General features: G+C 62.5%; 27 protein-coding genes and 1 riboswitch. Of the genes, 9 read left to right on the top strand and 18 right to left on the bottom strand.

From position 1 onward, the window contains the following. Positions 1 to 34 precede the first annotated feature (34 nt). Genes BM234_RS14475 through BM234_RS14500 form a run of 6 tightly spaced genes read left to right on the top strand, consistent with a single transcriptional unit; the run spans position 35 to position 8884 of the window. Entirely contained in the window at positions 35 to 361 is a 327-nt protein-coding gene (locus BM234_RS14475) for a DUF3467 domain-containing protein (RefSeq protein ID WP_092066242.1), read from the top strand. 9 nt (positions 362 to 370) lie between these two features. Beyond that, positions 371 to 1960: a TolC family protein gene (locus BM234_RS14480; protein ID WP_092066244.1), complete on the top strand. Its 1590-nt coding sequence runs from the start codon at positions 371 to 373 to the stop codon at positions 1958 to 1960. Between the two features lie 8 nt (positions 1961 to 1968). Continuing rightward, positions 1969 to 2817 (top strand): efflux RND transporter periplasmic adaptor subunit, encoded by an 849-nt coding sequence (locus BM234_RS14485; protein WP_092066246.1) that lies wholly within the window; start codon positions 1969 to 1971, stop codon positions 2815 to 2817. Positions 2818 to 2826: 9 nt separating this feature from the next. Further along, on the top strand, positions 2827 to 4977 hold the full coding sequence (locus BM234_RS14490) for a biotin/lipoyl-binding protein (protein ID WP_092066248.1): 2151 nt from the start codon (positions 2827 to 2829) through the stop codon (positions 4975 to 4977). Beyond that, the gene (locus BM234_RS14495; protein WP_092066250.1) at positions 4974 to 7043 is read left to right on the top strand and encodes a preprotein translocase subunit SecA; all 2070 of its coding nucleotides are present in this window, start codon (positions 4974 to 4976) and stop codon (positions 7041 to 7043) included. Before BM234_RS14490 ends, BM234_RS14495 begins: the two co-directional genes overlap by 4 nt. Next, positions 7040 to 8884, top strand: coding sequence for an efflux RND transporter periplasmic adaptor subunit (locus BM234_RS14500; protein WP_092066252.1), 1845 nt, complete (start codon positions 7040 to 7042; stop codon positions 8882 to 8884). The genes BM234_RS14495 and BM234_RS14500 overlap by 4 nt, the downstream gene beginning before the upstream one ends. Positions 8885 to 8888: 4 nt before the next feature. Here BM234_RS14500 and BM234_RS14505 read toward each other — a convergent pair whose 3' ends face one another. The 7 genes from BM234_RS14505 to BM234_RS14535 form a co-directional block, all read right to left on the bottom strand. Next, positions 8889 to 10043, bottom strand: a complete 1155-nt coding sequence (locus BM234_RS14505; protein WP_175501283.1) for a BamA/OMP85 family outer membrane protein — start codon at positions 10041 to 10043, stop codon at positions 8889 to 8891. Between the two features lie 137 nt (positions 10044 to 10180). Beyond that, the gene (locus BM234_RS14510) at positions 10181 to 11257 is read right to left on the bottom strand and encodes an AI-2E family transporter (protein WP_092066256.1); all 1077 of its coding nucleotides are present in this window, start codon (positions 11255 to 11257) and stop codon (positions 10181 to 10183) included. A 42-nt stretch (positions 11258 to 11299) separates the two neighbouring features. After that, positions 11300 to 12022 carry a hypothetical protein gene (locus tag BM234_RS14515; RefSeq protein ID WP_092066258.1) on the bottom strand — a complete coding sequence of 241 codons (723 nt, stop codon included), beginning with the start codon at positions 12020 to 12022 and terminating at the stop codon, positions 11300 to 11302. Next, the gene (locus BM234_RS14520; RefSeq protein ID WP_092066260.1) at positions 12015 to 12407 is read right to left on the bottom strand and encodes a phage holin family protein; all 393 of its coding nucleotides are present in this window, start codon (positions 12405 to 12407) and stop codon (positions 12015 to 12017) included. Before BM234_RS14520 ends, BM234_RS14515 begins: the two co-directional genes overlap by 8 nt. After that, a complete protein-coding gene (locus BM234_RS14525; protein WP_092066262.1) occupies positions 12407 to 12892 on the bottom strand; it encodes a hypothetical protein in 486 nt (161 codons plus the stop codon). The genes BM234_RS14520 and BM234_RS14525 overlap by 1 nt, the downstream gene beginning before the upstream one ends. A 69-nt stretch (positions 12893 to 12961) precedes the next feature. Next, positions 12962 to 13585, bottom strand: coding sequence for a response regulator (locus BM234_RS14530; protein ID WP_092066264.1), 624 nt, complete (start codon positions 13583 to 13585; stop codon positions 12962 to 12964). Next, positions 13582 to 14913, bottom strand: coding sequence for an ATP-binding protein (locus tag BM234_RS14535; protein ID WP_175501284.1), 1332 nt, complete (start codon positions 14911 to 14913; stop codon positions 13582 to 13584). The genes BM234_RS14530 and BM234_RS14535 overlap by 4 nt, the downstream gene beginning before the upstream one ends. Before the next feature lie 345 nt (positions 14914 to 15258). Between BM234_RS14535 and BM234_RS14540 the strand changes: the two genes are divergently transcribed. The 3 genes from BM234_RS14540 (at position 15259) to BM234_RS14550 (ending at position 17083) form a co-directional block, all read left to right on the top strand. Further along, complete coding sequence (locus tag BM234_RS14540) at positions 15259 to 15696, top strand: cupredoxin domain-containing protein (RefSeq protein WP_092066268.1); 438 nt, start codon at positions 15259 to 15261, stop codon at positions 15694 to 15696. A gap of 11 nt (positions 15697 to 15707) precedes the next feature. Continuing rightward, positions 15708 to 15968: a PepSY domain-containing protein gene (locus BM234_RS14545; protein WP_092066270.1), complete on the top strand. Its 261-nt coding sequence runs from the start codon at positions 15708 to 15710 to the stop codon at positions 15966 to 15968. Between the two features lie 227 nt (positions 15969 to 16195). Then, a complete protein-coding gene (locus BM234_RS14550; protein ID WP_092066272.1) occupies positions 16196 to 17083 on the top strand; it encodes a LysR family transcriptional regulator in 888 nt (295 codons plus the stop codon). 420 nt (positions 17084 to 17503) lie between these two features. On the opposite strand, the gene BM234_RS14555 is transcribed toward BM234_RS14550, so the two are convergent. The 11 genes from BM234_RS14555 to thiD form a co-directional block, all read right to left on the bottom strand. Beyond that, positions 17504 to 17701 (bottom strand): CsbD family protein, encoded by a 198-nt coding sequence (locus BM234_RS14555; protein ID WP_092066274.1) that lies wholly within the window; start codon positions 17699 to 17701, stop codon positions 17504 to 17506. Between the two features lie 98 nt (positions 17702 to 17799). Next, positions 17800 to 18537 (bottom strand): ABC transporter permease, encoded by a 738-nt coding sequence (locus BM234_RS14560; protein ID WP_092066276.1) that lies wholly within the window; start codon positions 18535 to 18537, stop codon positions 17800 to 17802. After that, entirely contained in the window at positions 18534 to 19253 is a 720-nt protein-coding gene (locus tag BM234_RS14565; protein ID WP_245752669.1) for an ABC transporter ATP-binding protein, read from the bottom strand. Before BM234_RS14565 ends, BM234_RS14560 begins: the two co-directional genes overlap by 4 nt. Next, complete coding sequence (tenA, locus tag BM234_RS14570; protein WP_092066278.1) at positions 19250 to 19921, bottom strand: thiaminase II; 672 nt, start codon at positions 19919 to 19921, stop codon at positions 19250 to 19252. The genes BM234_RS14565 and tenA overlap by 4 nt, the downstream gene beginning before the upstream one ends. Next, entirely contained in the window at positions 19918 to 20856 is a 939-nt protein-coding gene (locus BM234_RS14575; protein ID WP_092066280.1) for an ABC transporter substrate-binding protein, read from the bottom strand. Before BM234_RS14575 ends, tenA begins: the two co-directional genes overlap by 4 nt. Next, positions 20853 to 21839 (bottom strand): HesA/MoeB/ThiF family protein, encoded by a 987-nt coding sequence (locus BM234_RS14580; protein WP_175501285.1) that lies wholly within the window; start codon positions 21837 to 21839, stop codon positions 20853 to 20855. Before BM234_RS14580 ends, BM234_RS14575 begins: the two co-directional genes overlap by 4 nt. Then, the gene (locus BM234_RS14585) at positions 21836 to 22429 is read right to left on the bottom strand and encodes a thiamine phosphate synthase (RefSeq protein WP_092066284.1); all 594 of its coding nucleotides are present in this window, start codon (positions 22427 to 22429) and stop codon (positions 21836 to 21838) included. The genes BM234_RS14580 and BM234_RS14585 overlap by 4 nt, the downstream gene beginning before the upstream one ends. Beyond that, positions 22426 to 23196: a thiazole synthase gene (locus BM234_RS14590; RefSeq protein ID WP_092066286.1), complete on the bottom strand. Its 771-nt coding sequence runs from the start codon at positions 23194 to 23196 to the stop codon at positions 22426 to 22428. Before BM234_RS14590 ends, BM234_RS14585 begins: the two co-directional genes overlap by 4 nt. A 1-nt stretch (position 23197) precedes the next feature. Then, complete coding sequence (gene thiS / locus BM234_RS14595; RefSeq protein ID WP_092066288.1) at positions 23198 to 23395, bottom strand: sulfur carrier protein ThiS; 198 nt, start codon at positions 23393 to 23395, stop codon at positions 23198 to 23200. Then, the gene (locus BM234_RS14600; protein ID WP_092066290.1) at positions 23373 to 24356 is read right to left on the bottom strand and encodes an FAD-dependent oxidoreductase; all 984 of its coding nucleotides are present in this window, start codon (positions 24354 to 24356) and stop codon (positions 23373 to 23375) included. The genes thiS and BM234_RS14600 overlap by 23 nt, the downstream gene beginning before the upstream one ends. Next, a complete protein-coding gene (gene thiD, locus BM234_RS14605) occupies positions 24353 to 25150 on the bottom strand; it encodes a bifunctional hydroxymethylpyrimidine kinase/phosphomethylpyrimidine kinase (protein WP_092066292.1) in 798 nt (265 codons plus the stop codon). Before thiD ends, BM234_RS14600 begins: the two co-directional genes overlap by 4 nt. 46 nt (positions 25151 to 25196) lie before the next feature. Beyond that, positions 25197 to 25298, bottom strand: a riboswitch (TPP riboswitch). Positions 25299 to 25301: the final 3 nt, after the last annotated feature.

The following is a 25301-nucleotide window of genomic DNA, read 5'->3' on the forward strand; positions in this document are numbered from 1 at the left end:
CAATCGAAGGGGGCAAGAAACCATGGAGGCCCATATGGCAGAGAACGACCCCGAAGACGCCCGCGCCAAAGCACAGGCAGATGTTGAGAAAACGGCAGCGCGGCCAACGCGGGATGTACGCGTGCGGTTCGACGACACCAAGATGTCGAGCAACTATGCGAATGTCGCCAATGTCGGCATGAGCAAGGACGAAGTGACGCTGTTGTTCGGTACGAACCAGACTTGGGGCGCGGTCGAGGATGAGGTGGTCATACAACTCTCCTCGCGTATCATCCTGACCCCCAGCGTTGCCAAAAGCTTTGCCGAGACGCTTCAGCGCGTCTTGAACGAATACGAAAAGCAAGTGGGAAAGATCGCGTAAGGAAAGCCGATGAAACATTCGATCCCCGTCGCTCTGGGCATAGCGGGCGCCCTTTTTCTCGCTGCTTGTGAGCCGAACCCCAACCGTACGGCCCCCAATGCGGCGGCCGTCGCGCTCAGGGAAGTACCGGCGGGGATCGACTTGAGATCGGGGAGGCTGAGCCTTCGCGATTTCACCCGGCTGCTCGCCTATGCCGATGAGAGCATTCAGGCACAGGCCCTAGAGGTCGCGATTTCCGAGCAAGCCGCAATCGGCGCGCGCGGGGAATTCGAGCCGATTTTCTACGCTGACCTTTCCCGCGCGGGGGAGCTTTCACAGACCAGCGCCGCCGATTTCCTGTCCACAGGTACCGGGACCGATTCAAGCGGAACGCCATTTCCTTTCGAGGAATATGGCACCAACGGCAGGATCGGCGTGGAGATGAAGGACACCACCGGGGTGACGGTGGATCTCTATTACGAGATGGGGAAGATCGCCAACTCGTTGCAGAAAGCCGCAGCGCTTGCCTCGCCTGAGCATTCCTCCGCCGTGGGCGTGACGGTGCGCGCGCCTCTTGCGCGTAATTCCGGCCGGGCGGTGAATACTTCCTCGGTTATGGTCGCCGATATCGAGAAGGAAATCGCGGCGGAGACGGTGCGTTTGCTCAAGACGCAACGGGCCTTTGAAGGGATCAAGACCTATCTCTTTGTACAGCGCGCCCAGCAGCGCGTGCATTGGCGACAGGAAACTGCCCGCCTCGCGGCACAGCTTGAGCAGGAACTCGAACAGCAGGTCGCTTTGGGTCTGCTGGAACAATCGGTATTGACGCAAGCTGCTTCGGATGTGGCAGAACGGAACGCAGCAGTGACGCTTGCCCGTCAGGAACTCGAAGAGAATGTCGGCGCGCTCCAGATCTACTTTCTGGGCCTCGATGGTGCAAACCAGCATCGCCGCTGGATGCCATCGGACTCCCTGACCCTGCTGCCGGGTCGATATCTCAGCGCGGCCAATCTTCCTCCTCTCGACACTGCCTATGCAAGGCGGCCGGAGTCCAAGATCAACGCGCTGCGGATCGAAAGGGAGGAAATCCTGCGGCTTGTGGCCGAGAACCAGACCATGGCCGAGGCGAACCTTGTCCTCGACGTCAAGAAGACCCAGCTATCGGCGGCCTATATACCCTTCCGGAACGTTTTCACCTCTGACAACCCGTATCAGACGTGGAAGATCGGGTTCGAGTTTCGCAAAGGCTTGGGCGGGAACATCACCGAACAGGCTGAGTATCAGGCCGCCCTTCTGCGGGAGAAACAGGCGGAGTTGACCATGCGGGCCTATCGACAAAGGGTGGCGAGCGAACTCAACGGTATCGGCGCGATCCTCGACCGCGCGCGGGAGAACCTGCGGTATCAGGATGAGATCATCGCGGCTCAGCAGCGTTTGCTTGATACGGAATCCGCCAATGCCGAGAGCGGCAACAGCTCCGCGATTGACGTGCTGCGCGCACGGCTGAGCCTTGCCTATGCGCGGGAGGCTCGGGCCGACGCCATCGCCCAGCTTAACTTGTCGAGCTATCTCGCCTCGCAGATCGACGGCACGTTGCTCACCCGTATGGGGATCGACTAAGGTCAGGCATGGCAATCACGTGCAAACCGCTTCTGGCCCTGTCACTGGTTCTGGCTTCTGCCGCTGGGGCACAGACGGCCACCGATTACGATAGCGTGGGGCTCGATGCCCGGGGCGCGGAGATCCGCGGGATTGTGGAATGCCGCGCCGATCTGGCGCTTTCCTTCCCGGTGTCGGGGGTCGTGGAGGATACGCTGGTGGTAGAGGGCCAGACCGTCGAAGCGGGCGAAGTTCTGATGCGGCTCGATCAGGAGATCGAGAGCATAGAGGTCGAGCGCCGCCGAACCTTGTGGCAAAGCCGTGCGGACCTTGATGCCGCGGAGGCACGTGTTGCTGTGGGGGAGCAACAACTCTCCGCAGGGCAGACGGTGTATGATGCCGCGCGGGGGATCAGCCTTGAGGATTTGCAGAACCGGAAATTGTCCTACGATCTCGCGGTGAGCGAACTTGCCCGGCTTGAGACGCAAAAGCAGATCGAGGAGCTGGATTTCCACACCGCAGAGGAAAGCCTGCGCCGCCGCACCTTGGCCGCCGTTGCCCCCGGTATCGTCAGCCGGATCATCCGCCGCACGGGCGAAAGCGCGCAGGCAATGGATCCGGTGCTGCAACTTTGCGACACGGGCGCCTTGTTCTTTGTTGCCAACCTGTCGATCCGACGCGCGAGTGAGTTGCAGGCGGGCCAGAGTGTCATTCTGCGCGCAAGCGGCCGGGACGAGAACCTGAACGGGGAAGTGAGTTTCGTCTCTCCGGTGGTCGACCCGGGCAGTGGGCTGCGCCGCGTGAAGGTGCACCTTACGGACCCGCCCGATTGGCTCAGCCCGGGCACCGGGGCGGTGCTGACCACGCCGCAGGGCTAGGGCCGTTCCTTGGCCCACCGCACCTTCTATGACCAATGGCACCGGATCGCGGAACTGCGCGTGGGTTTGCGCCCCGGGATTTCCATCCGTCGGCACAGCTATCGCGGCGAATGCTGGTACGTCTATTACGAAGCTGCGCATTGCGGGTTTTTCCGGGCACGCCCCGAAACCCATGCGCTTGTTCTCGAGATCGGGCCAGAGCGCACACTCAATGACATTTGGCGGGGATATGCGGATAAATCCCCCACGACCGCGCCGGGACAACAGGATTTCTTCGATCTGATCTCGGCTCTCTATGCGGCCAACCTGATCTATGTCGAAGGCGGCGTGAGCGAGACGCACATCCTCGAACGCGCCTTGGGCAAGAAGCGCAAACCACTGCCCGCGCGGATATCCGAACTTTTGTTCTTTCGTATCCCGCTTTGGGACCCCGAGCCCTTTCTGAAGCGTCATACCACGGCGATCCGGGTGATCTATAGCTGGCCGGTTCTCTGGCTGGTGGGGCTTTTGTTTGTCTGGGCGGGGGCGGTTTTTCTGCTCAATGCCGATCGCGCATTTGAGCAATCGGCCACGATCCTGCAGTTGGGCAACCTGCTGCCCCTCTATGTGGCGATTTTCCTCACCCACTTCCTCCACGAACTCTCACATGCCGCGCTGACCAAATTCTATGGCGGACATGTGCGGACCATGGGGATCATGCTGTTGATGCTGACGCCATTGCCCTATGCGGATCTGACGTCGGTCTGGCATTTTCGCGATAAGTGGAAGCGCGCCGCGGTGGGCGCGGCGGGCATGTACGCGGACCTTGTTTCCTGCGCATTGGCGACGCTGCTCTGGGCATATTCGCCGCCGGGTGCGATTAATGAAATCGCGCTGAACCTCATGTTTGTCACGGCGGTCTATACCTTTGTGTTCAACGTGAATCCGCTGATGCGTTTCGACGGGTATTACATCCTCTCCGATCTCGTAGAGATTCCGAACCTGCATACCGCGGCCAAGGCACAGTTCAACGCGCTTTTCCGCACGCGTTTCCTAGTGGAGCAGGAACGGCCAAATGATGTCGTCTCCCCGCGGAGACGGGCCTTTCTGATCGGGTTTTTCATCGCATCGAACGTCTACCGGATCATGGTCATGCTGGGGATCGTGCTGTTCGTGGCAGACCAGTATTTCGGATTGGGTCTTCTGGTTGCGGCCGCGCTGGCCTACAATGCGTTCATCGCGCCGGTGATACGCGTTCTGAAGCCATTGAAGAGCCCTCATTTCTTGAGAAAACACCGCGGCAAACTCCTGTTGTCTTCCGCTCTCGGGGCGCTCCTGCTGATCGGGGTGTTCGTCGTTCCCGTGCCGGATCACAAACGCCTCGACGGTGTGGTGGAGGCCGGGGAGCGGCGGCGGATCTTCGTGCCCGTGTCGGGCCGTCTGGCCGAAACGGCAGTGCGTTCGGGTGATCGCGTGGAAGAAGGTCAGGTGCTCGCGCAGTTCGTGAATTCCGAACTGGATCTGCAAATTACAGGAATGGAGGCCCGGCTTGCGGGCGCGCAGGCGCGCAAGTCCCGTGCCATCGCGGCGGAGGCCATGGAACTTGCCGCCATCGAGGAGGAAATCGCCACCATAGGTCAGAGCCTCGCGCATCTTCGAGCAGAGCGCGCGCGCCTGACGATCCGGTCGCCGGGCATGGGAATCTGGGTCAGCGATGCGCTGACCGGACAGAACGGCAATTGGATTGGGCGGGGCACCGAAATCGGCCAAGTGCTCGACGATCGCAGCTATGTGTTTCAGGGGATCTTGCGACAGGAGACAGCGGACGGGATCGGCGGGCTTGAGCCGAGCGATGTGGCCGTGAAGATCGAAGGCGCGCGCGCGGAGAGTCATTCCGTCGCGGCCTTGCAGATCCTGCCATTCTCGCGCCGCGACCTCCCCTCACTCGCGCTTAGCCCGCTGGCGGGTGGCGATACGGCGATCAGCACCGAGGACCCGCAAGATGCTCAAAGCGTCGAACGCTTCTTTCTGGTGACGGCGGATCTGGGCAGTCTCGCGGCGGGGCCGTCAGGGCTCGACGGGCGGTCGGGGTGGTTGCGCATGCAGCTTTCGCCCAAACCACTTGCTCAGCAAGGGTTGCTTGCCGTGCGGCAATTCTTTCAGCGGCGCTATAAGCTATGAGCGCGCGTCCCACGCTGGACTCTTTGCGGCTGCGTCATGCGGCGGCGTCAGAGGCCCGGCTTTGGGCCGAAGGATCCGGCGGGGGCGCACAGCCGTCACGAAAGCTGCGCCTGCTGTCCACTCACGGGGAGGAGTACAAACCCGTCAAGCTTGACCGATGGGGCGCCTATCTTGCCGCGCAGATCGGCAAGTTGACGCGTCCCTTGCCAAGGCTTGACCGGTTGGCGAAGCGTATCATGGCCGCCCGCGGCGCTCTCGAAACCCTCGACGAGGCAGAGTTCGCCGCCCATATCGACGCGACGGCCAAAGCCTCCCGGCTGAACTACTCCGTTCAGGCCAGCGGAACCAGCGATCAGGATATCGCTGCCGTCACTGCCGTGAGCGAGGCGGTGCGGCGGATCAACGGATTTCGCCCGCACCGCGAACAGATCATAGGGGCGCTCGGTCTGCTTGAGGGGGCGATCGTCGAGATGGCCACGGGTGAGGGCAAGACCATCACGGCCAGCATGGCGGCGATCACCGCCGCTTGGCGGGGGCTGCCTTGCCATGTTGTGACCTCGAACGATTATCTTGCCGCGCGGGATTGCGAGATCAACGAATCCCTCTTCGCGCTTTGTGGGGTGAGCGCCGCGAGCCTGACCGGGGACACCCCGCCCGAAGCTCGCGGCCCCGCCTATCAACACGATATCGTCTATACCACGGCGCAGAATTTCCTTGCCGATCATCTGCGGGATGACCTCGCGCTCAAAGGGGCGAAGGAACGTGTGAACGTCGCCCTGCGTGCTGCGCGCGCCGGCGGATCGGCAGGCGGCGCGGGTGTCGTGCAAACCGGCGTGCATCAGGTCATCGTGGATGAGGCCGATAGCGTGCTGATCGACGAAGCGGTGACCCCCCTCATCATTTCAGCTCCCCATCCCGACGACCTGCTAGAGAGCGCAGCGCTACGGGCGGTAGAGATCGCGCGGGCGTTGGAGAAAGGAGAGCACTTCACGCTTGATGTTGCGCTTCGAACCGTGGAATTGACCCGCGCCGGTCGGGATAAGGTGTATAGCCTTGCCCGAAATGCGGGGCCGTTCTGGCAGCGGCGGGACCGTGCCGAGGAACTCGTCAATCTTGCGCTCTATGCGGCATATCTGATGCGGCGGGATGAACACTATGTGATCGAGGAGGGGGAGGTGGTTCTGGTGGACGAACTCACCGGGCGACTTGCCCGGTCGCGAACCCTGTCCCTTGGGATGCAGCAAGTGCTGGAAGCGAGCCTCGATCTGGAAATTTCCCCCCCGAGCGAGGTGCGGGCGCGGCTTTCGTTCCAGCGGTACTTCAAACGCCTGCCGAAGATCGGCGGGATGACCGGTACGGCGCGGGAGGCTCGCGGGGAGTTCGCGGCGGTCTATGGGTTGCGCACCGTTGCCGTTCCCACTCATCGGCGCGTGCGGCGGCAGCACCTGCCGCGACGCGTGTTTCGGACGGAGGCGGAAAAACTTCGCGCTGTGGCCGAAGATGCGCTTGTGCTTGCGGATGCCGGGCGCGCGGTCTTGATCGGTGTGCGCAGCGTTCAATCCAGCGCCGCGCTCCATGAGGCGTTTTGCGCGGTGGCGCCGGAGCGTCCTGTGGCGGTCCTCAACGCGGTGAATGATGTTGAGGAGAGCGCGATCGTCGCCCTTGCCGGGCAAAGCGGGGCTATCACCGTTGCGACCAACATGGCCGGGCGGGGCACGGATATAAAGATCGACGAACGTGTGCAGGAAACAGGCGGATTGCATGTGATCATCGCGGAAACCAACGATTTCTCCCGCATAGACCGGCAACTGATCGGGCGATGCGCGCGGCAAGGGGATCCCGGGACGACGCGGTGGTATATCTCGATGGATGAGGAATTGATGCGACGCTTTCTGCCCGGCGGATTGCGAAAGCTTTGGGCGGCGCAATACGGGCTCGGGGCGCTTCGAGGTGGAATGGCGCGGCTGATGATCCGCATCGCTCAGGGACGGGCAGAGCGTTTCGCCTATGCGCAGCGGCGCGCCTCGCTCGAGAGCGAGATTGCGGTGGAGAAGGGAACGATATGACGCGGCAGGATGTACCCGGCCCGCCCGAATTGCCCGCGCTGATCCGCGATTTGTCGGCGTTTTCCGGCGCGGCGGAGGCGTTCTGGCCCCGTTTTGCGGATATCGCTCGCGGTCTCAGCCAAGCGGAAGCTGTGGTGATCTTCTGGCGACCCAGGGAGGGCGAGGAAATCTGGCGCAGACTTGCGGCCTCTCCACAGTCCGCACCCGAGATTGCGCTGGAAACGGTGGTCAAACCGGCGATCATGCGTCAGGCGCGCCGCGAAGGGATCGCACGCGGTGAGGAAGCGGGGGCCACCCTTCTGCTGTCGGTCTTACAGGTCACGGACGAGGCGCAGGAGGTTGTCCTATTGGCGCGCTATCGCGGTGCCCCGCGTGATACGGGCTTGGTCATGGCGCGGCTTCAGGCGCTATCGTCGGTGCCGCTTGCCTTTGATGCGGGGCGAAAGGTTCGGCAAGCCAGCCGGGATGCCGCCCGGCTCAGCCTAACGCTGGAATTGCTGGGCAAGGTGCTCGATTGCGACGGGTTCGACCGCGCGGCCTTGACCTTCGTCAACGGGTTGTCGGAGCAATTCGCGTGTGAGTCCGTCTCGTTTGTCTGGCGCGCGCGGGAAGGAATGCGGCTGCGCGCGATCAGCCATGCGGAGGGGCTTGACCGGCGCACCGAAGCCTCCGCCCTCGTGGAAGAAGCGGCGCAGGAGGCACTGACGCAGGGAACCGAAGTAGTCTGGCCCAACTCGGATCGGACCGTCGCGCAGGCGCATGGGCGTTACGCGGCATTGGTCCAGCCCGGTCATCTCATCACCCTTCCGATGATCGAAACGTCCCCCGATGGGAAAAGCCGCCCCCTTGGGGCCGTCGTGCTGGAACGGCAATCCATGCCCTTTACCGCCGCCGAGCAATGGGCGCTGCGGATGCACTGCGAAATGGTGCAAAGCCCGCTGTCATGGCTTCACCGCGATACCCGATGGTTGCCGGTGCGGCTAGGGCGGGCCATCACGCCCTCGATCCCGCGTTGGCTGCGGCCACGAAGCGGGGCCGGCAAGCGGTTGTTGGTCCTTGCCCTGGCGCTTGTTGTTGGCGCCCTGTTTGTCCCGGTGCCGTTTAACGTGACTGGCACGGCAATCCTCAAAACCGATGCCATGGCCTTTGTCGGCGCGCCGTTCGACGGCTATATCGAGGACAGCACGATCATTCTGGGGGATGAGGTCACCAAAGGGACAACCCTGTTTACCCTTGCCCGGACCGAACTTGTGCTCGAACGCAGCACGCTTTTGGCGGAGCTTGCACAGGCCAACCGCGATGCGGAGATTCGTCGGTCGCTTGATCAGCTTCCCGAGATGCGCATTGCGCAGGCCAAGGCAGAAGAGGTCAAGGCCCGGCTACTTCAGATCGACCAGAGGCTAGCATCGGCCACCGCGACGGCGCCCATCGATGGCGTCGTGGTCGAGGGCGAACCGGGCAAGAAAATCGGGGAAGCGGTGCGCCGGGGCGAGGCGGTCGTGACGTTGGCGGCCCTATCTTCGCTTTATGTAGAAGCAGCCATTTCCGAACGGGATCTTGCTTTTCTCGAGCAAGGGCAGGGGGTGCGACTGACGCTGCTCGCCCGGCCGGATGAAACCTTCCGTTTCGACGTGGACCGCATCATTCCGGCCTCCGCTGTACAGGATGCGGACAATGTTTTTCCCATCCGGATGAGCGCGCCCGACGCGGATAACCCGACGACGGAATGGTGGCTGCCGGGTATGACTGGGGTGGCGAAGGTATCGGTGGGAAACCGGCCACTCGGATGGATAGCGACCCGCCGGGTGGTGGATTACCTTCGACTTCTGCTCTGGTTCTAGGGGTTCAGAAATTTGCGCCGAGGGTGAACTGAAACTCCTCGACTTTCGCGGTGTCTCCCTTGTCGAGAGGTTGCGAAAGATAGAGGTTCATCGGTCCGACCGGGCTGTCCCAGCGAAGGCCGATGCCCACGGCGCTGCGCAGATCGTCTGCTTCGGCGCTTTCGAAATCCGAAAACACGTTGCCGACGTCGACATAGGCCAACCCATAGAGGTCTTCGTTCCAAGGCAGGCGCGTTGAGATCTCTGCGCCGCCCGTGACGCGGAAGGTGCCCCCCATAAAGGCAAGATCGTCGCTATCGGGGATAGGAGATGTCGGGCCGAGCGTGTTCTGAGCAAAGCCGCGTACGCTTCCCGGACCGCCCGCAAAGAAGTTGCGGAAGATCGGATAGCGCCCGCCAAAGCTGCCGCCCGAGGCAAGGCTGCCATGAACCCGCAGCCCCGCCTCATCGGTCAGCGGTTTGAACCCCTGCGCGCTCATCTGGCTGCGCAGATATGTGATCCCGTCAGAAGAGCCGACCTCATGCGCGACAGCAACGCGGTAGCCCTCCATTGGGAAGGCGACCGGGGTGGTCCGATCGATCACCATATTGAGGAAGGCGAATAGCGCGGTGTCGGTCTCTCCCTCCTCCGCGATGTAATTCCGAATGTAGCGCGGGAGGTCGTCGTTGTCTTCGATCCGTGTCTCCCCAAGACCCAGCCCGAAGCTGATCGTCAGGTCGGATCCAACAGGACGCCCGAACGCGATACGGGCATCACCGCCGGAGAAGGAGTAATCCCCGTTCTGGGCGGTATTCGGCTGAATGTTGTAGACGGAGAAGGACAGCTGCCGAGAGTAGATGCTTTCGTAAAAGTCAGGGTCCGTGAGCGTCAGAAGCGCGCTTTGCGTGTAGTTCGAGACGTCCAGTGATAACCGCAGAGCCTCATCCGTGCCAAAGACTGTGGATTGCTCGACGCCGAGAGATCCTGAAAAACGCTCAGCTTGCGAATACCAGATCCCGGCGGTCAGCGCGCCTTCTGCCTTTACATTGGTGCGGTCGAAACTCAGCGGTGGGGCGGGGGTGAAGCCTTCGGCGGGGGCTTCTATCTGTGCATCCTGCGCGGAGACCTGCCCCGATAGACCCGTCGCGACGATTGCCGCCAAGCTGAGATTTCTGACCATACCGCCCCCCCCATCATGCCATCCGAGGCACTTATTCGCGTTGCATCGGGTGTAGCCCATGCGGCGGGGGCAAACTAACGTCAAATCAACCCCTACGAGAATGCAGGAGAAAACGGTTCGCAAAAGCAACAGCGGCCCTAGTCAGGTAGCTTGGTTTCAGAAGGGGGCGGCATGGTGGTCGCGGACATGACGACCGGACGGCGCAGCCTTTGACGGAACGACCGGCGGACCGGGATCTGATCTTCTGGCGTCAGCAGGACTTCGAGCCAGACGAGCACGGGCAGGGCAACGATTGCCCCCAGCGGGCCCCAGATCCACAGGCCAAACACGATCGCCAGGAACACCACCAGCGGGTTGATGTTGAGACGTTGGCCCACAACCGTCGGGGTGACGAACTGCGACTCTATGAGGTTGAACAGCAGGAATGTCAGCGGCGGCACGAAGGACATAGCGCCGTCGAACTGGATCAGCCCGGCGATGAAAAGCCCGCCCACCATGAGCGCCGGACCGAGATAGAAGACGAAGTTGAGGATCGTCGCGGCAAGGCCCCAGAGGATACTGCCATTCAGCCCCTCGATCCCGAGCGCTGTGGCTGTTGCAAAACCAAGCCCTGCATTGACCAGCATGACAGCCGCGAAATACCGGGCAACAGCGCGGTCGGCCCGGGCAAGGGTTGGCTGAAGGGAGCCGGCGTTGCGGTAGAGGTCGTGCCGGGTGAAGACGAAAAAGAAGAACGTGCCCGCGAATATGAGTGCCTGCGCCCCGAAGTTCGGTGCCATCCAGATCGCATCCATCACCGTGGGAAGTGCGGATTCGCCCCCGCCTTCACCTTCGCCTACGGTTTTTTCGATTTCGCTGCTGATGGTTTCGATGCCGCGGAAGATACCGGCCATCTCATTCATCCAACCGCGTACCTCTTCCATGATCACCGGGATGCGCACTGCGAGACGCCAGATGAGCGGCTCCAGCGATACGAGAAGGAAAGAGATTGCGGCGATGGTCAGCAGCAGAAGCCCCGCAGCCGTAACGACCCGGGGCACTCTGTACTTTGTGAGCTTGTCCGCAAGAGGGGAGACGACGATCCCGAGCACAACACCCAAGACCGCCGGTGCCAGAACCGGCTGAGCGAAATAGAGGCCCGCAGCGACGACGACGACTGTCATCATGAGCAGCAGGATACGAGATGCCTGCTCGCTCAGTATCATGTGCATCATGCGGGCGTTGCCCCTCCCTTGTCTCTTTATAGGCGCGTGTGGTTAGGAAACCGTACGGTTGATCGCCTCACGGCTGCGCTCCAGCCCATCGCGCAGGGCGTCTTCGCCCTTGGCCTGAAGCTTCTCCAGCTCCTCGTGCATCATCAGGTCAGCCCGGCGGAGCAGCGCATCGCGTCGCGCGCCAAGGGCTGCGTTCTCCTGACGAGTGCCCGGCAATAGACTACCGATCAGCGCACCGAGACCCAAGGCAACCGCGCCAACCACGAGGGGTTGATCCTGCATCGCCCCGCGGGATGCGGCGAGCGCCTTGCGTCCGCGGCGGTCCAGCTCTTCTTGCGCGTGAACAGCCGATTGACGCGCGGCAAGGATCCGGCGGCGTGCGGCGGGAGGGAGTTTCTCAAGGCCTCGGTCGATGGAACGGCGCAGGGATTCTGCGTTGCGGCCCGAGGTTGCGGACGAGGTCGAGGGTTGGCCCTGAAGCGAGGCCGTCTGGGAAAGATCTGTCACAGCTTGACTCCTTTTCGGTGTCGGGGCGACGAGAAGGGCCAGTCCGGCCCCAAGGAAGGCGAGCGCGGCCGGATTGCGGCTCGCGGTGGAGAGAGCAGTCTCGCCGATCTCGCGCCGATATTTGTCGACGACCTGATGAACCGTTTCGGCAATCCGGTCGGATGAGAGCGCTTCGGAAAGGCCATCCAAGGCGCGGCCCAGTTCCTCCCGCTCTGTCTCAATCTGGCCTTCGATACGGCTAGAGCTTTTATCAGACATGGGTCGCCTCCCGAATTTCCTGCGCATCGCGGCGCAGGTTTTCCATCGTGTGCGACGGTGTCATTGCCTTGGCAGTCAGACGCCCCTTGCCAACCAGGGCGAGGATCAGGGCGACGATCAGGAGCGCGCCGCCAACGAGGAGGGCGGCAAGCCCGGCCGACAGGCCGTTCTGCGCGATATAGGCAACGAGCGCACCGGCCAGCACGTTCAATCCCACAAGGGCGAGAATCCCGGCCCCGGCAAGCATGCCGACACCGGCACCGGCGCGCGACAGGTTCTCCGACATCTCAGCGCGCGCCAGTTCCATCTCACTCTGGATCAGACGGCTGAAATGGCGCAGGGCCGAGACGAGAAGCGAAGGCGCGTTTCGCGGATCGTTCTGCATCACATCACCTCCTCATCACCCACGGCGATGGGACGCTCGCGGTGATAGGCGGGCGGCTCGCTCATGTCCCACGCGGGAGCGGGGGCTGTCACGGGTTCGACATCTTCGCGGGCTTTGAGAAAGCGGGCCGCTGCAAATCCGAGCAGCGCGGCACCACCAAGGAACAGCGCCGGGTTCTTGCGCGCAAAGTTGGTTACTTCGTGAGTGGCGGTTGCAAGGTCGGTGCTGCGGATACGTGCGGCGACACCTTCGAATTCGTCCGCGATCTTGCCAATCGCGGCGGCTTCGAAAGATCCTGCGTCAAACTCTGCCGCGGCGGCGTCGGCGGCATTCGCCACCCGCTCTGCTTCGCCTGCGGCCTGGTCCTGTGCGTAACGCTCTGCGGTGCTCAGGGCCTCACGCGCTGTTGCGCGGGCTTCCTGAGCGATGTCCGAATAGCGGTCTTGCGTCGGCTTGATGGGCTCGCGTGTTGTTTCGGTCGTCATCTGACCCCTCCATGGGTTTCGAATCGCTCAAGTTGGCAACGTCGTCCCGGTCGGAATGGTTCCCGCCGCTTAGCAGAGCCCCTCGGAAATGGCGTAGCGGATCAAGTCGGCTGTGTTGCGCAGGTCCAGCTTTCGCTTTGCCGAAGAACTGGCGTTTGCCACGGTCTTATAGCTGACGCGAAGCGCATCAGCGATGCCCTGAAGGTCGCGCCCCTCACCCAACAGCCGCACCACCTGATACTCACGCTCCGTAAGGGTAGACAGTGGATCAGCCGCCCCACCGGCATTTCGCAGTGCAAGCGCCGTTGCCAATTCCGGTGGCAAATAGGGCCGCCCCGCCATCAGCGCCGTTACCGCGGCACGAAGGGACGCCGGAGGGTCATTCTTGGAGACGAAACCGTGCGCGCCCGCCTTGAGACAGTTTTGCACGAAGGGCAGTTGGTCGTTCATGGAAAACACGAGTATCCGCGCATCCGAGACCCCGCGCCGCAAGGGCTCTATGAGGGTCAGGCCGCTGGCGTCCGGTAGACCCAAATCAAGGATGATGAGGTCGGGGCGATGCTTTTCCGCCATGCCTTGCCCCTCGGCAGCGGTGCGCGCGCCAAGTACGGTGGCGAACCCTGCGTCGTGGAGGAGTTGTTCGCACCCGATATGGGTGACGGGGTGGTCGTCGATTACGAGGGCAGTGGTCATTCGGCTGCGACCTTTGTCAGGGCCTGCGCTGCGGGGATGGTCGCCACGAGCCTGCCTCCCGGGAACGCCCCGAGATCGAGATGCCCGCCGATCGCGACCAACCGCTCTTTCATCGCGCGAAGCCCCGTTCCTCCAACCTGGTCCTTCGGGATGCCGGGGCCATCGTCCGCCACGGTGATACGCAGGAGAGGTGCTTCGCTCTCCAACCGGACAGAGATCCTGCTTGGCCGAGCATGGCGCAGGGCGTTGGTCACGGCTTCCTGCACGACGCGGTATACGGTGAGTTCCGTCGTCTCGTCCATTTCGGGCAAGTCGGCGGGCAGGTCGATCTCCCAGACAACGTCCTGATGCCGTGCGGCGATCTCTTCAACCATGTCGCGCAACACGTCGGGCAGGGGAAGCTGGCCAAGGCTGGTGGGGCGTAGGCTGCGCAAAAGACGTCTGTTGGTGGCTTTGATCTGCGCAGTAATGTCGAGCAGGGCGCGGGCATCGGCGGCGAGGCGCGGATCATCACCGGCGCGATTTTGGATCGCTTCCGCCTTTACTTCCAGCCCGAAGAGGCAGGGGCCGAACTCATCGTGCAACTCCATTGAAATCGCCCGCCGCTCGGCATCAGACACCGCCACGATACGCCGGCTCAGCGCGTCGCGCTCCGTTGCCACCGCCGAGAGCCGGGAGGCGAGGGCATTGAACCGCGCGAGGATCGGCGCGACCTCCCGAACGGCTGCTGCATCGATCCGGCCCCCGTGATCCCCCCGTTCGAGCGTCGCGAGACCGAAGTCCAGCTGCTTCAAAGGCCTCGTCGCGCGACCGACCACGATCCCCACAAGTAGCAGCGATGCGGCCAGTCCAATCGGAAGCACCATCCCAAGAGCACGCAGATCGGCCCAGAATTCAGCGATTTCATCCTCTGGCGCCGCACTCAACACAACCTGACCCAAAGCGGGCCGACCGGGGATGATGGGCAACCGCGTTTCCCGATGGGGCGGTGCGAGCAGATTGACCAGCCACTGCGGCGCGACTGGGCCGGTTTCCGCATTCGGAACGGTAAGCAGGCCTTCCTGCGTGATGACCGCGACGCGTACGTGGCGCATCGGTGCCATACTGCTTTCCAGTTCCTTGGCAACGGCCCCTTCGGGCATGGCTGCGCGCAACGCTCCGACTGTCGCGATGGCGAGGGCTCTGGCAGCTTTTTCCCCGGCGGCCACCTCGGCGCGGATTGCCTCACGGGCGTTATCGAGGATCAAGGCCCCTCCGATCGCGAAGGCCACGACGTGTACGGCGGCGACACCCGCGATAACCTGCGCCCTGAGCGACATTCTGGACATGCACGTCCTCCCCGCCGCAATCTTGACCGAAACGACGCGGGGTCCGCAAGCAGATCCCATTGCCGATTCTTCCCAATATCTTTGGAATGTCATGCAGGGGCGCGGCTGTTAACGATTGGGGCGAGCCGGTTTGACCGGCGGCATCTGCCGCATGTCTCGGCCTACTCCTTGCCTGGTCTTGTCGCCGGGTCACTTCCGCGCCTTAGGGCGCGGATTTTCTACAACCATGGTAGGGGTTTATAGGGGACTAGGCCGTTCGGATCGGTTGACCGCAAGGCCCCGTTGACGAGACTGGCAACGCGGAAATCGGGGGAGTAACCGACCCGTCGAGCGAAAGGGAGAGATATGAGACGAGCGATATTTGCGGCCATCGCGGCGCTTCTTGCGGGACCGGCAGTGGCGGCGCCGCTATGCGACAATCTGGGGTTTGCGGGCCTTCTTGCAAGCTGCAACCGGGGGGAGACGATCGAGCTTACACTTGCCTCCGGACAGCCGCTTGGCGAGGACCAGACATTGCAGTCGGGTGCCTACTACAAGCTGCACATCACCGCCGACGGGTCGGCCGAACTCGCCGTCTCGGGGCCGGATTTCTTTCGGGCGATCTGGATGAACGAGATTGTCATCAACCAGATCGAGATTCGCCCCATGGCCATCGATAGCCTGGAGTTTGATGCCGCGGGCACAGCAGAGCTTTCCTTCATCGCCATCAAGCCGGGCCGTCATGTGCTTCGGATTCCCGGCTCGACCGGAGAAAGCCAACAAGTCGTATTCAGCATCCAATGAGGAGGATCCCCATGAAAACCCTTGCGACCACCCTGTTTTGCGCCGCGCTCGCAGTGCCTGCCTTCGCGGCCAGCCACGAAGACGTCTCCGCCGAAGCCGTTGCCAAGATCGAGACGACCTTGGCCGACATGAAGTGTCAGATGGACCCGGACGATATCGAGATGACCGAAGACGGGGGCTATGACCTCGACGACGTCATCTGTGAAGGCGGACAGCAATACGACATCGAACTTGATGCGGAGTTCAAAGAAGTCGGTCGCCGGGCCGAGTAAGGCTGCACCCGCTTCTCAGCGTAGAGGACATGTGATGGCGGCAGGCGCAAAATGCGCTTGCCGTTTTTTTGATGTATCCGGGCTGGCCTGTGCGCACTTCACGTCTGATCGGTGTGGTTCTCTCTTTGCACCGAGTGTGGAAAAACGCTTGTCCGTTCCAACTATTTACCAGCGGCATCATTTCTGTTCTCAATCGGTTTATCTAAAACCGATTGGGGCAGGCTATCATGCTTGAAAAGCTGGAAATGTTCATTGCCGTGGCGCAGGAAGAGCATTTTGGGCGCGCGGCTACCCGCTTGGGGATTACGCAACCCTCCCTTTCTGCAGGTATCAAGCAACTCGAAGACCGGCTTGGCGTGAAGCTCATCTTTCGGGGGTCGCGTTTCGGAGGATTGACTCCAGAAGGGCAACGCGCGCTCGTCTGGGCACGCCGCATCGTCGGTGACGCGCGGCAGTTGAAAGAAGAGATGCGCTTTACTCGCCACGGCCTCGCGGGTGAATTGCGTATCGCGGCAATCCCGACGGCTCTGTCTTGGTCCGCACGTCTCGCCGCGCGTTTCAGCGAGACCCATCCACGTGTGAGTTTTACCATTTTATCGCGAACTTCGGGGGAAATCCTGACGCTGCTCGACAACCTCGAAGTGGATGCGGGAATCTCCTATCTCGACAATGAACCAATGGGAAAAGTGACGACGGAGCCGCTTTATCGAGAACGCTACATGCTCGTCTGCCGTGAGGATTCACCCTTTGCCGGGCGAGAGTCAGTTGGCTGGAACGAACTTCTCGGAAGCCGTCTGTGCCTCCTGACCAAGGACCTGCAGAACCGCCGCATCATCAATCGAAATTTCGAGCGGGCGGGGGTACTGCCCGAAGCGATGATCGAATCGAACTCCACGGTCGCTCTCGTTGCGACGGTTCTGGAGGGGGAGTGGGTCACCGTCCTGCCGGCGGATATCGCGCGGTTCCTTGCTCTGGAGAACGGGCTCAAACTCATTCCCCTGATGGAATCCTACACCGGTCATACCGTGGGGCTGGTCGCGCCGTACCGCGAACCGCATACCCCCGTCCTGCAGGCATTGCTAATCGAGGCCCGCCGGTTGGCGACGCTTCTTTGATAGGCATTCTCTATTGGACTACGGAATAACGATATTGATCTAAATAACGTTTCGCCGTTCTCTGTTCCTATCCGGCCAGGTGACTCGGGACGCGGAACAGGAACCGCAAACCTCTCGGAAAGGTCGGAAACCGGGGGTGATGAGAATCGCCACATGGGTTACCGAAGCCTCCCTTCGGTTACATCGGGTTTGGTCTGGACCCGTGACCCAGATGTTGCCGCGAACCGTTCTGCCGCCCCGCGAACGGTTCGCGGCGACCGCTCGGACCAGCATGACTTGGGGTAGAGATCACACGAAAAAGGAGGGCGTCTCCGCCCTCCCGTACTCGCTACAAACACGGTGGTTCTGGCTACACGGGATCTCTCGGTATCATTGTCCATCCAAGGTAAACAAAGGTCGAGAGAAAACCCCGCGTACCGATCACAATTCCGCGATCATCCGGTCCAACTCGTTGCGAGCATCTTCTTTGCTCTTGCCGTATTTGGCCTGCACGATACCGGCCAGTTGTTCCCGGTCGCCGCGTGCTTTTTCGACTTCGTCGTCGGACAATTCGCCATAGGCTTCGCGAACACGACCTTTGAATTCAGTCCAACGGCCTTCAACTTGATCCCAATTCATAAGAGCCTCCACTCTATTGATTGCTGATACGGGATGAACGTTGCGCGGCGCCAAGTGTTCCGGGCTGAGAATCCGAGCGAAGCGGAAATTTGCCGATGTCAGATGCGTCCCTGTGACAGCCAGCGCCCAAACCGATCCACGGCGGCATGAAGCAGCAAGGTAAGGATCGCCAGAACGATAAGCGCTGCAAACATCAGGTCGATCTTGGCGCGCCCGTTGGCGAGCAGCATGAGATAGCCAAGCCCTCGCGACGCGCCGACCCACTCCCCGATGATCGCTCCGATCGGAGCATAAACCGTTGCTAGTCGCAGGCCGGAGGCAAATCCGGGCAGTGCGGCAGGGATGCGTACATGCCACAGGATGCGGCCGCGGTTGGCCCCCATCACACGGGCGAGTCCGATCCAACCTTCCGGGGTGCGCATGAGCGCGTCGTAAAAGGCGGATGTGACGGGAAAGAAGATGATGAGCAGCGCCATCGCGACTTTGGACCACAGCCCATAGCCAAGCCACAGTGTGAGAATGGGCGCGAGGGCAAAGACGGGCACTGTCTGGCTGAAAACCAACGCGGGCCGCAGGATGGCGCGCGCCGTGCGAGATGTGGCCAGCAGGATGGCAAAGAAGAAACCGAGGGCAGCCCCGAGGACGAGCCCGATCAGCACTTCTGCGCCGGTGATGAGAGCATGCTCGGCGATGAGAGATCGGCTAAACCAGAGTGTCTGTGCCACGAGGCTTGGAGGCGGCAAGATGAACCGGGGCAGCCCAGCTACGATCACAAGGCCCTCCCATAGCAGCAGGAAGAACGCGATAAGGGCGAGGCTTCTGCCGATCGTTCTCATGCGTCGGCCATGAGGCGGCGCATCAATTGTGCCTCAAATCGAAGTGTCTCTTCGGCATCGGGCGCGCGCGGCGAGGTGCCTTCGGGCGGAGCAATAGCGTCTATCCGGTCGCGGGACATGAGCAGGATCTGATCGCCGAGGCGGGCCGCTTCGGCAGCATCGTGAGTGATATGCAAAACAGTCCTCTCGCGGAGCACCTCCCCGGCAAGCCGCTGCATCCGGGCGCGGGTCTGGGCATCGAGCGCGGAGAAAGGTTCATCCAGCAACACGATGGGCCTGTCTTCCATAAGAGTGCGAGCGAGTGCGGCGCGCTGTCTCTGGCCCCCCGACAAGGCAGAAGGCGGTTTGGCCGCGTGATCGGCAAGGCCGACGCGCGCCAGAATGTCCCTTGCCCTCGTGTGATCGGGCCGCTCACCGCGCATCCGCGCCCCAAGCGTGACATTCCCCATCACATCAAGCCACGGCAGCAAAAGATCATCCTGCGCCATCATGGCAACGCGCGGCATGAGGGGCCCGCCGTCCGAGGCGCCATAGTCACCATCAAAGGTGATCCCCTCATCCAGACCGGCAAACAGCCGCAAGATGGTTGACTTGCCAACACCCGAGGGTCCGAGCAGGCAGGTCCATGCTCCGGCAGGGGCCATCATGCTGAGCGGGCCGAATATACGCGTTGCTCCGATATGCGCGGTGCCGTTCAGGGAAAGCGTGGGGGTCACGGATCAAGCCCCATATCCCAAAAACCGACCTCAAGCCGCGTCGCCGTGGTGAACCGCTTGCTGAGTGCCGCCCAACGGGGTGAGGCGGCAAGGTCCGCGCCGATCCGCTGCGCGACTGCCGTGTCCAGAAGCGCGCCTACCTCGGTGCAGAGGTGCTGGTAACCTGCCCCGCCATAGGTTGCGATCCAGTCGGCATAGGGCGTTGTTTCCCCGCAGTGCGAGAGCCTGTTGCCGATTTCACCATAACCGAGAACGCATGGCGCAAGAGCGGTGAGCAAGTCCAGAAAGTCACCCGAGTATCCCGCGTCGAGAACATAGCGGGTGTAGGCGAGGTTTTCCGGACGTTCTTCAGCTTGCTCCAACTGGCGGGCGTTGATCCCCGCCTCGCCGCACAGGGCTACGTGAAGCTGCATTTCTTCGTGCAGCAAGGCATGGACGACCCCTGCGCAGTAACGCATCTCATCCAGCGTTCCGGCCTTCGCCACGGCGAGAGACCAGGCGCGGGAGAAATGGATCAGAAAGAGGTAGTCCTGAACGAGGTAGTGCAGGAACGCAGCTTGCGGCAGGGTGCCATCGCCCAGTCGCTCGACAAAGCTGTGGTGGGTGTAGTCCTGCCAGATCGGCCCCGCTGCCTTTCGCAGGGCCGAGAATGTCGTGCCATAGGTCATTGCTGACCCAGATCCACAGCCAACTCTGAGACCGGGCGAGCCTCTTGCAGCAAGCCAGCCTCGACAAGGAACGCCTCGAACCGGGCATAGCGCCCCTCATCCAGCGCTTCGGGCCGCAGGGCAAAACGCGTGATCGTATCTGCCCATGCCTTCTCGTTCAGCTCATCCTGAAGCTCTAGGGAGGTGCCCGCAAAGATCTCCCAGCTTTCCTGCGGGTGGTTCACGATGAATTGGGTGGCAAGCTCGGTCGCGGCGAGGAAACGCCGGATCTGGTCGCGATCCATCGTTTCGGGGTTCGCGACATAGATCAATTCGTCATAGGCCGGAACGCCTTCTTCCTCGATATAGAAACAGCGCCCTTCGATCCCTTCGATTTCCATCTGGTTCAGTTCGAAGTTGCGGAAGGCCCCAATGACGGCGTCAACCTGCTCAGACATCAACGCCGGAGAGAGGGACCAGTTCACATTGACAAGCTCGACGTCGTCCAGCGCGACATCGTGCTTGGCAAGAACCGCGGTCAGGAGCGCTTCTTCGACGCCAGCGACGGAAAACCCGATCTTGCGACCTTTGAGGTCGGCGATGGATTGCACCGGCCCGTCCGCCAGCGTCAACAAGCAGTTGAGCGGCGTCGCGACCAATGTGCCCACCCGCGTGAGGGGAAGACCTTCGGCGACCTGAAGATGCAGCTGCGGCTGGTAAGATACAGCGAGATCCGCGCGACCCGCGGCCGCCATCTTGGGCGGATCGGCGGGATCGGCGGGGGCGATGACATCCACTTCAAGCCCCTGATCCGCGAAGTAGCCGTTTTCCTGCGCGATGATGATCGGTCCGTGGTCAGGATTGATGAACCAGTCGAGAACGAGCGTCATCTTGTCTTGGGCTGCGACAGGGGATGCGGCCAGGGTCATGGCTGCGACAATGGTCAGGTATTTCATTCAGGGTCTCCTCCAGTATGGGTCGTGTCGCCAAGGGCGACGAGTGCGATTTCGCCGTGCCAATGGGCGGCCAGCCGTGATGCGGCCTGCCAGGCACGAAGCCCCGAACGGCAAGCCAAAACGGCGCGAGCGCCGTCCGGTGGGGTCATGTCGGTAAGCTCTTGCACGCCGGCGCGGCGGGCGCGCGGTGCGGCGAGCGGCCCCTCATCGGGGCGGCGCAGATCGATGATCCAGTCTCTATCCTGCAACGTGCCGGGCGCAATGAAGCGGAACGCGGTATCCGGCTCTGGCGCGCCGTCAAACCGGAAGCCGCCGTACCGATAGGTACGGGCATCGAGCGTGACGAGTTGACCGAGGGGCGACGGCGCAGCCCCAGCCAGAGCGGCGAGGGCCATTTGCGCCTGAAGCGCGCCAATCATTCCGACCACAGGCCCAAGAACGCCGCTTTCGGCACAGGTCCCCCAGGTATCTGGCAGATCGGGGAAAACCGCCCGCAGGCTGGGGGAGCCTCCGCAAAACCCGCCCGCATAGCCCTCGGTGCCGATGACGGACGCGCTGATCAGGGGGCGCGCAAGAGAATGGCAAGCGTCTGAAAGCGTGTAACTCGCCGCAAAGCTGTCAGCGCAATCGAGGATCAACGAGGCACCGCCGATAAACGCGCCAGCGTTGGAAGGATCGAGCCGCGCAACCACCGGCGAAATGCGGATGCCTGAGTTCAGCGCGAGGAGATGCCGCGCCGCAGCTTTGGCCTTGGGCTGGCCGATGTCTTCTTCACGGAAGTGGACCTGCCGGTGCAGGTTGGACAACTCAACATGGTCAGGGTCCACGATTGTCACATGCCCGATTCCAGCCCCCGCGAGGTAGGGCAGAACAGGTGCCGCCAACCCGCCCGCGCCGATCACGACAACATGCGCGGCGGCCAGCTTGGCCTGTACGTCCCCGCCATAGCCGGGCACGGCATTTTGCCGAAGGTATCGGTTCACCGGGTTTCTTCCAGCCAGCGCTCTACCCGATCTTCGGGGGCGCTGTTGAGGGTGATGTCAGTTACCGCGGCCACGATATCGGCGCCCGCGTCGAAGGCGCCCCGCGCCCGCTCGACACTCATCCCGCCGATGGCCACGAGGGGAAGATCGCCGATCTTGCGTTTCCATTCCGTAACCCGGTCCAGTCCTTGTTCATGCCATTTCATTTTCTTCAGGATCGTCGGGTAGACCGGACCAAGCGCGACATAGTCGGGTTTCAACGCAAGCGCTCGGTCGAGTTCGGCATGGTCATGCGTGCTGATCCCGAGTTTTAGCCCGGCGCGCCGGATCGCAGGCAGGTCGGCAGTGTCGAGATCCTCCTGCCCGAGGTGCAACCAATCGGCCTTTTCCTCGATCGCCAGTTCCCAATGATCGTTGACAACGAGCGTCGCCCCATGCTCGCGCGCAAGAGCAAGCCCCTCGCGGATTTCGGAACGAAGGCTCTCTTCGGGGCGATCCTTGACGCGGAGCTGCACGAACTTGATGCCCAGCGGCAACAACCGCCTAAGCCAATCTGCGGAATCGAAAATTGGGTAGAAGCGATCGGTCACAGGATGGCCTTTCCAAGGATGGGCGTGGAGGGTGCGGCCATATCACGGGGCTCCATTGGATCAGCATCAAAGGCGAGCCGACCCGCCTCCACGGCCCGTGCGAACCCTTCGGCCATTCCTGCAGGATCACCGGAGCGGGCAACGGCCGTGTTGAGCAGAACCGCGTCAAACCCCATCTCGATGGCCTGCGCGGCCTGACTGGGCAGCCCGAGCCCCGCGTCGATGACCATCGGCACATCCGGCAGTTGCGCCCGCAACGTCCGAAGCCCGTAGATGTTGGTCAGGCCCAGCCCGGTCCCGATCGGGGCCCCCCACGGCATCAAAACCTCGCACCCGGCATCAAGCAAGCGTTCGGCAAGAACGAGATCTTCCGTGGTATAGGGAAAGACCTTGAACCCTTTCTTGGTGAGTGCCGCGGCCGCCTCGACCAGCCCGAAGGGATCGGGTTGCAGCGTGTCCGCATGGCCGATCACCTCCAGCTTGATCCAGTCCGTCTCGAAGAGTTCGCGGGCCATCTCTGCGGTTGTCACGGCCTCCCGCGCGGAATGGCATCCTGCGGTATTGGGGAGGACGTGCACACCAAGATCCCGCACGAGCGTCCAGAATCCTGCCCCCGTGCTCTCTCCGCCCGCCTCTCGCCGGACCGAAACCGTCGCGATGCCCGCCCCGGAACGGCGAAACGCCTCGGCCAATATCGCGGGGGAGGGATACTGCGCCGTGCCGAGCATGAGGCGCGAGGGAACGTCGGTGCCATAAAAGACGGGCATGTCAGCCTCCCTGCCGCGGGGTGACGACTTCGAGCCGGTCACCGGGTTCCAGCGTCATGCCACTGCGAGCAGGTGCCGCCACGAAGGCTTCGTTCACGGCCGTCGCGACTTTTGCCTCCCCGTAACCCAACTCTCTCAGCGCGTCTTCGAGCGAGGTCGTCGAAATCTCGCGGGGTTCACCATTCACCGTGATCTTCATCCATTACCTCCGGAGTTTTGCCGTCACTTATCCAGTCCGCGACCATGCGCGCCAAGGCGGGCGCAAGCAGAAAGCCGTGGCGAAAGAGACCGTTGACGAAGAGAGTTTTGCCGCGCCTGCGAATGCGGGGCATGTTGTCGGGAAAGGCGGGGCGCACATCGGCCCCCAGTTCCAGAATTCGCGCCTCGGCCAAAGCCGGATGCAGGGCGTAGGCGGCATTCAGCAATTCGGATGCCGAGCGCAGCGTGACCGGGCCACGATCCGCGCTTTCTATTTGCGTTGCTCCCAGCATGTAGATCCCATCCCCGCGTGGCACGATGTAAAGAGGGAACCGGGGATGCAGCAGACGTACGGGACGGGAAATCTCGACTTCGGGAGCCTCAAGAATGACCATTTCCCCCCGCACGCCACGCAAATCGCTCAGACAATCCCGAGCGGCAAAGCCGCGACAGTCGATCACACGGCCCGAGGTCGGTCCCGTCTGCGGATGGATGCCGCGCGCCGCGAGTTGGGCATGCAAAGTGGCAAGTGCATCTCTCGGCGCCAGAAAGCTTTCGCTGGGGAAGTGCAGCGCGCCGTCGACCCGTTCGGCAAGGAGAGGCTCCAGCGCGGCAAGCTGGTCTCTTTCCAACGCGACGTGATGGGATGTGCGGCGCGCGAAACGATCCAACTCACGGCGATCTCGCCCGAGGGTGACGACAACTGAACCGCCGGGGTGCACGCTGACCCCGTGGCGCGCCCACCAACCCGCGGCCTCCTGCCCAAGGCGCACCACTGGCTCCTCAGCGGTCTCGCCTTCGCAATGGGGGGCGAGCATGCCCCCTGCCCACCAGGAGCAGGCTTGCGGCCCCGGCTTTGGTGAAGGGTCAACGAGGCGAAAGGGAACCCCGCGCGCGTCCAGTTCGGTCGCGACGCACAGGCCGGCGACCCCCGCCCCGAGTATGGTCAGGGCTTCGCTCATGTCCAAAGTGCATGGAAATGATGGACGGGTCCGTGCCCACTGCCGATCGCGAGCCTATCGGCGTTTCGGATCGCGTCATGTAACCATGCCTGCGCAGTCCGCACTGCGCCCGGTAGCGAGGCCCCCTTTGCCAGTTCCGCCGCGATGGCGGCGGACAGGGTGCATCCCGTGCCGTGAGTATTTCGCGTGGCGATCCGCGGGGCGGTGAAGGTGACCGTGGGGTCGTTGGAGACAAGCTGGTCGACGCATGTGTCGCCTTCGGCGTGGCCGCCTTTCATCAACACGGCCTTCGCACCAAGGTCGCAAAGCGCGCGCCCCTGTGCCTCCACATCTTCGGGAGTCGTAGCGGGTGTAACGCCAAGAAGGCGTGCCGCTTCGGGCAGGTTCGGGGTGAGCAAATCGGCTCGTGGCAACAGATGAAGCAGAAGCGCCTCGACGGCGTCATCGGCTAGAAGCGCATCGCCAGATTTTGCCACCATGACCGGATCAAGCACCACCGGGCCATCATAGCCCGCGAGGGCGGTGGCGACTTCCTCTGCGATTTCCGCGTTGGCCAGCATGCCGATTTTCACCGCGTGAATGTCGATGTCCGACAGGACGGCGGCGATCTGGGCGGCGGTCATGCCGGGTGAGACAGGTTCGGCGCGCGTGACACCGCGCGTATTCTGGGCCGTAGTGGCCGTGATGGCTGAACAGCCAAAGACACCAAGCGCCGAGAAGGTCTTCAGATCAGCTTGAATGCCGGCACCGCCGCCGCTGTCGGATCCCGCGATGGTCAGGGCTGTTGCGGTCATCGTCGTCACTCCTCCCGGCATGGGGGACCTCGGACGGATCAAGAGCCGCGTTTCGAAGTCCGTTCCCTACGCCGGCATTGTCCGGATCAGGTGCGATGGGTTGGCTCTCGGCCTCTCAGCCCCTTTCGGGACACCCCAACGGATTTGGCGA

This window comes from Poseidonocella pacifica (genome assembly GCF_900111875.1).
Lineage (GTDB): Bacteria > Pseudomonadota > Alphaproteobacteria > Rhodobacterales > Rhodobacteraceae > Poseidonocella > Poseidonocella pacifica.

Excerpts from the sequence above, each read along its gene's own strand:
- BM234_RS14475 (WP_092066242.1), top strand. The coding sequence starts at position 35 with ATGGCAGAGAACGACCCCGAAGACGCCCGCGCCAAAGCACAGGCAGAT.
- BM234_RS14480 (WP_092066244.1), top strand. The coding sequence starts at position 371 with ATGAAACATTCGATCCCCGTCGCTCTGGGCATAGCGGGCGCCCTTTTT.
- BM234_RS14485 (WP_092066246.1), top strand. The coding sequence starts at position 1,969 with ATGGCAATCACGTGCAAACCGCTTCTGGCCCTGTCACTGGTTCTGGCT.
- BM234_RS14495 (WP_092066250.1), top strand. The coding sequence starts at position 4,974 with ATGAGCGCGCGTCCCACGCTGGACTCTTTGCGGCTGCGTCATGCGGCG.
- BM234_RS14500 (WP_092066252.1), top strand. The coding sequence starts at position 7,040 with ATGACGCGGCAGGATGTACCCGGCCCGCCCGAATTGCCCGCGCTGATC.
- BM234_RS14505 (WP_175501283.1), bottom strand. The coding sequence starts at position 10,043 with ATGGTCAGAAATCTCAGCTTGGCGGCAATCGTCGCGACGGGTCTATCG.
- BM234_RS14510 (WP_092066256.1), bottom strand. The coding sequence starts at position 11,257 with ATGATGCACATGATACTGAGCGAGCAGGCATCTCGTATCCTGCTGCTC.
- BM234_RS14515 (WP_092066258.1), bottom strand. The coding sequence starts at position 12,022 with ATGTCTGATAAAAGCTCTAGCCGTATCGAAGGCCAGATTGAGACAGAG.
- BM234_RS14520 (WP_092066260.1), bottom strand. The coding sequence starts at position 12,407 with ATGCAGAACGATCCGCGAAACGCGCCTTCGCTTCTCGTCTCGGCCCTG.
- BM234_RS14525 (WP_092066262.1), bottom strand. The coding sequence starts at position 12,892 with ATGACGACCGAAACAACACGCGAGCCCATCAAGCCGACGCAAGACCGC.
- BM234_RS14530 (WP_092066264.1), bottom strand. The coding sequence starts at position 13,585 with ATGACCACTGCCCTCGTAATCGACGACCACCCCGTCACCCATATCGGG.
- BM234_RS14535 (WP_175501284.1), bottom strand. The coding sequence starts at position 14,913 with ATGTCCAGAATGTCGCTCAGGGCGCAGGTTATCGCGGGTGTCGCCGCC.
- BM234_RS14540 (WP_092066268.1), top strand. The coding sequence starts at position 15,259 with ATGAGACGAGCGATATTTGCGGCCATCGCGGCGCTTCTTGCGGGACCG.
- BM234_RS14545 (WP_092066270.1), top strand. The coding sequence starts at position 15,708 with ATGAAAACCCTTGCGACCACCCTGTTTTGCGCCGCGCTCGCAGTGCCT.
- BM234_RS14550 (WP_092066272.1), top strand. The coding sequence starts at position 16,196 with ATGCTTGAAAAGCTGGAAATGTTCATTGCCGTGGCGCAGGAAGAGCAT.
- BM234_RS14555 (WP_092066274.1), bottom strand. The coding sequence starts at position 17,701 with ATGAATTGGGATCAAGTTGAAGGCCGTTGGACTGAATTCAAAGGTCGT.
- BM234_RS14560 (WP_092066276.1), bottom strand. The coding sequence starts at position 18,537 with ATGAGAACGATCGGCAGAAGCCTCGCCCTTATCGCGTTCTTCCTGCTG.
- tenA (WP_092066278.1), bottom strand. The coding sequence starts at position 19,921 with ATGACCTATGGCACGACATTCTCGGCCCTGCGAAAGGCAGCGGGGCCG.
- BM234_RS14575 (WP_092066280.1), bottom strand. The coding sequence starts at position 20,856 with ATGAAATACCTGACCATTGTCGCAGCCATGACCCTGGCCGCATCCCCT.
- BM234_RS14590 (WP_092066286.1), bottom strand. The coding sequence starts at position 23,196 with ATGCCCGTCTTTTATGGCACCGACGTTCCCTCGCGCCTCATGCTCGGC.
- thiS (WP_092066288.1), bottom strand. The coding sequence starts at position 23,395 with ATGAAGATCACGGTGAATGGTGAACCCCGCGAGATTTCGACGACCTCG.
- BM234_RS14600 (WP_092066290.1), bottom strand. The coding sequence starts at position 24,356 with ATGAGCGAAGCCCTGACCATACTCGGGGCGGGGGTCGCCGGCCTGTGC.
- thiD (WP_092066292.1), bottom strand. The coding sequence starts at position 25,150 with ATGACCGCAACAGCCCTGACCATCGCGGGATCCGACAGCGGCGGCGGT.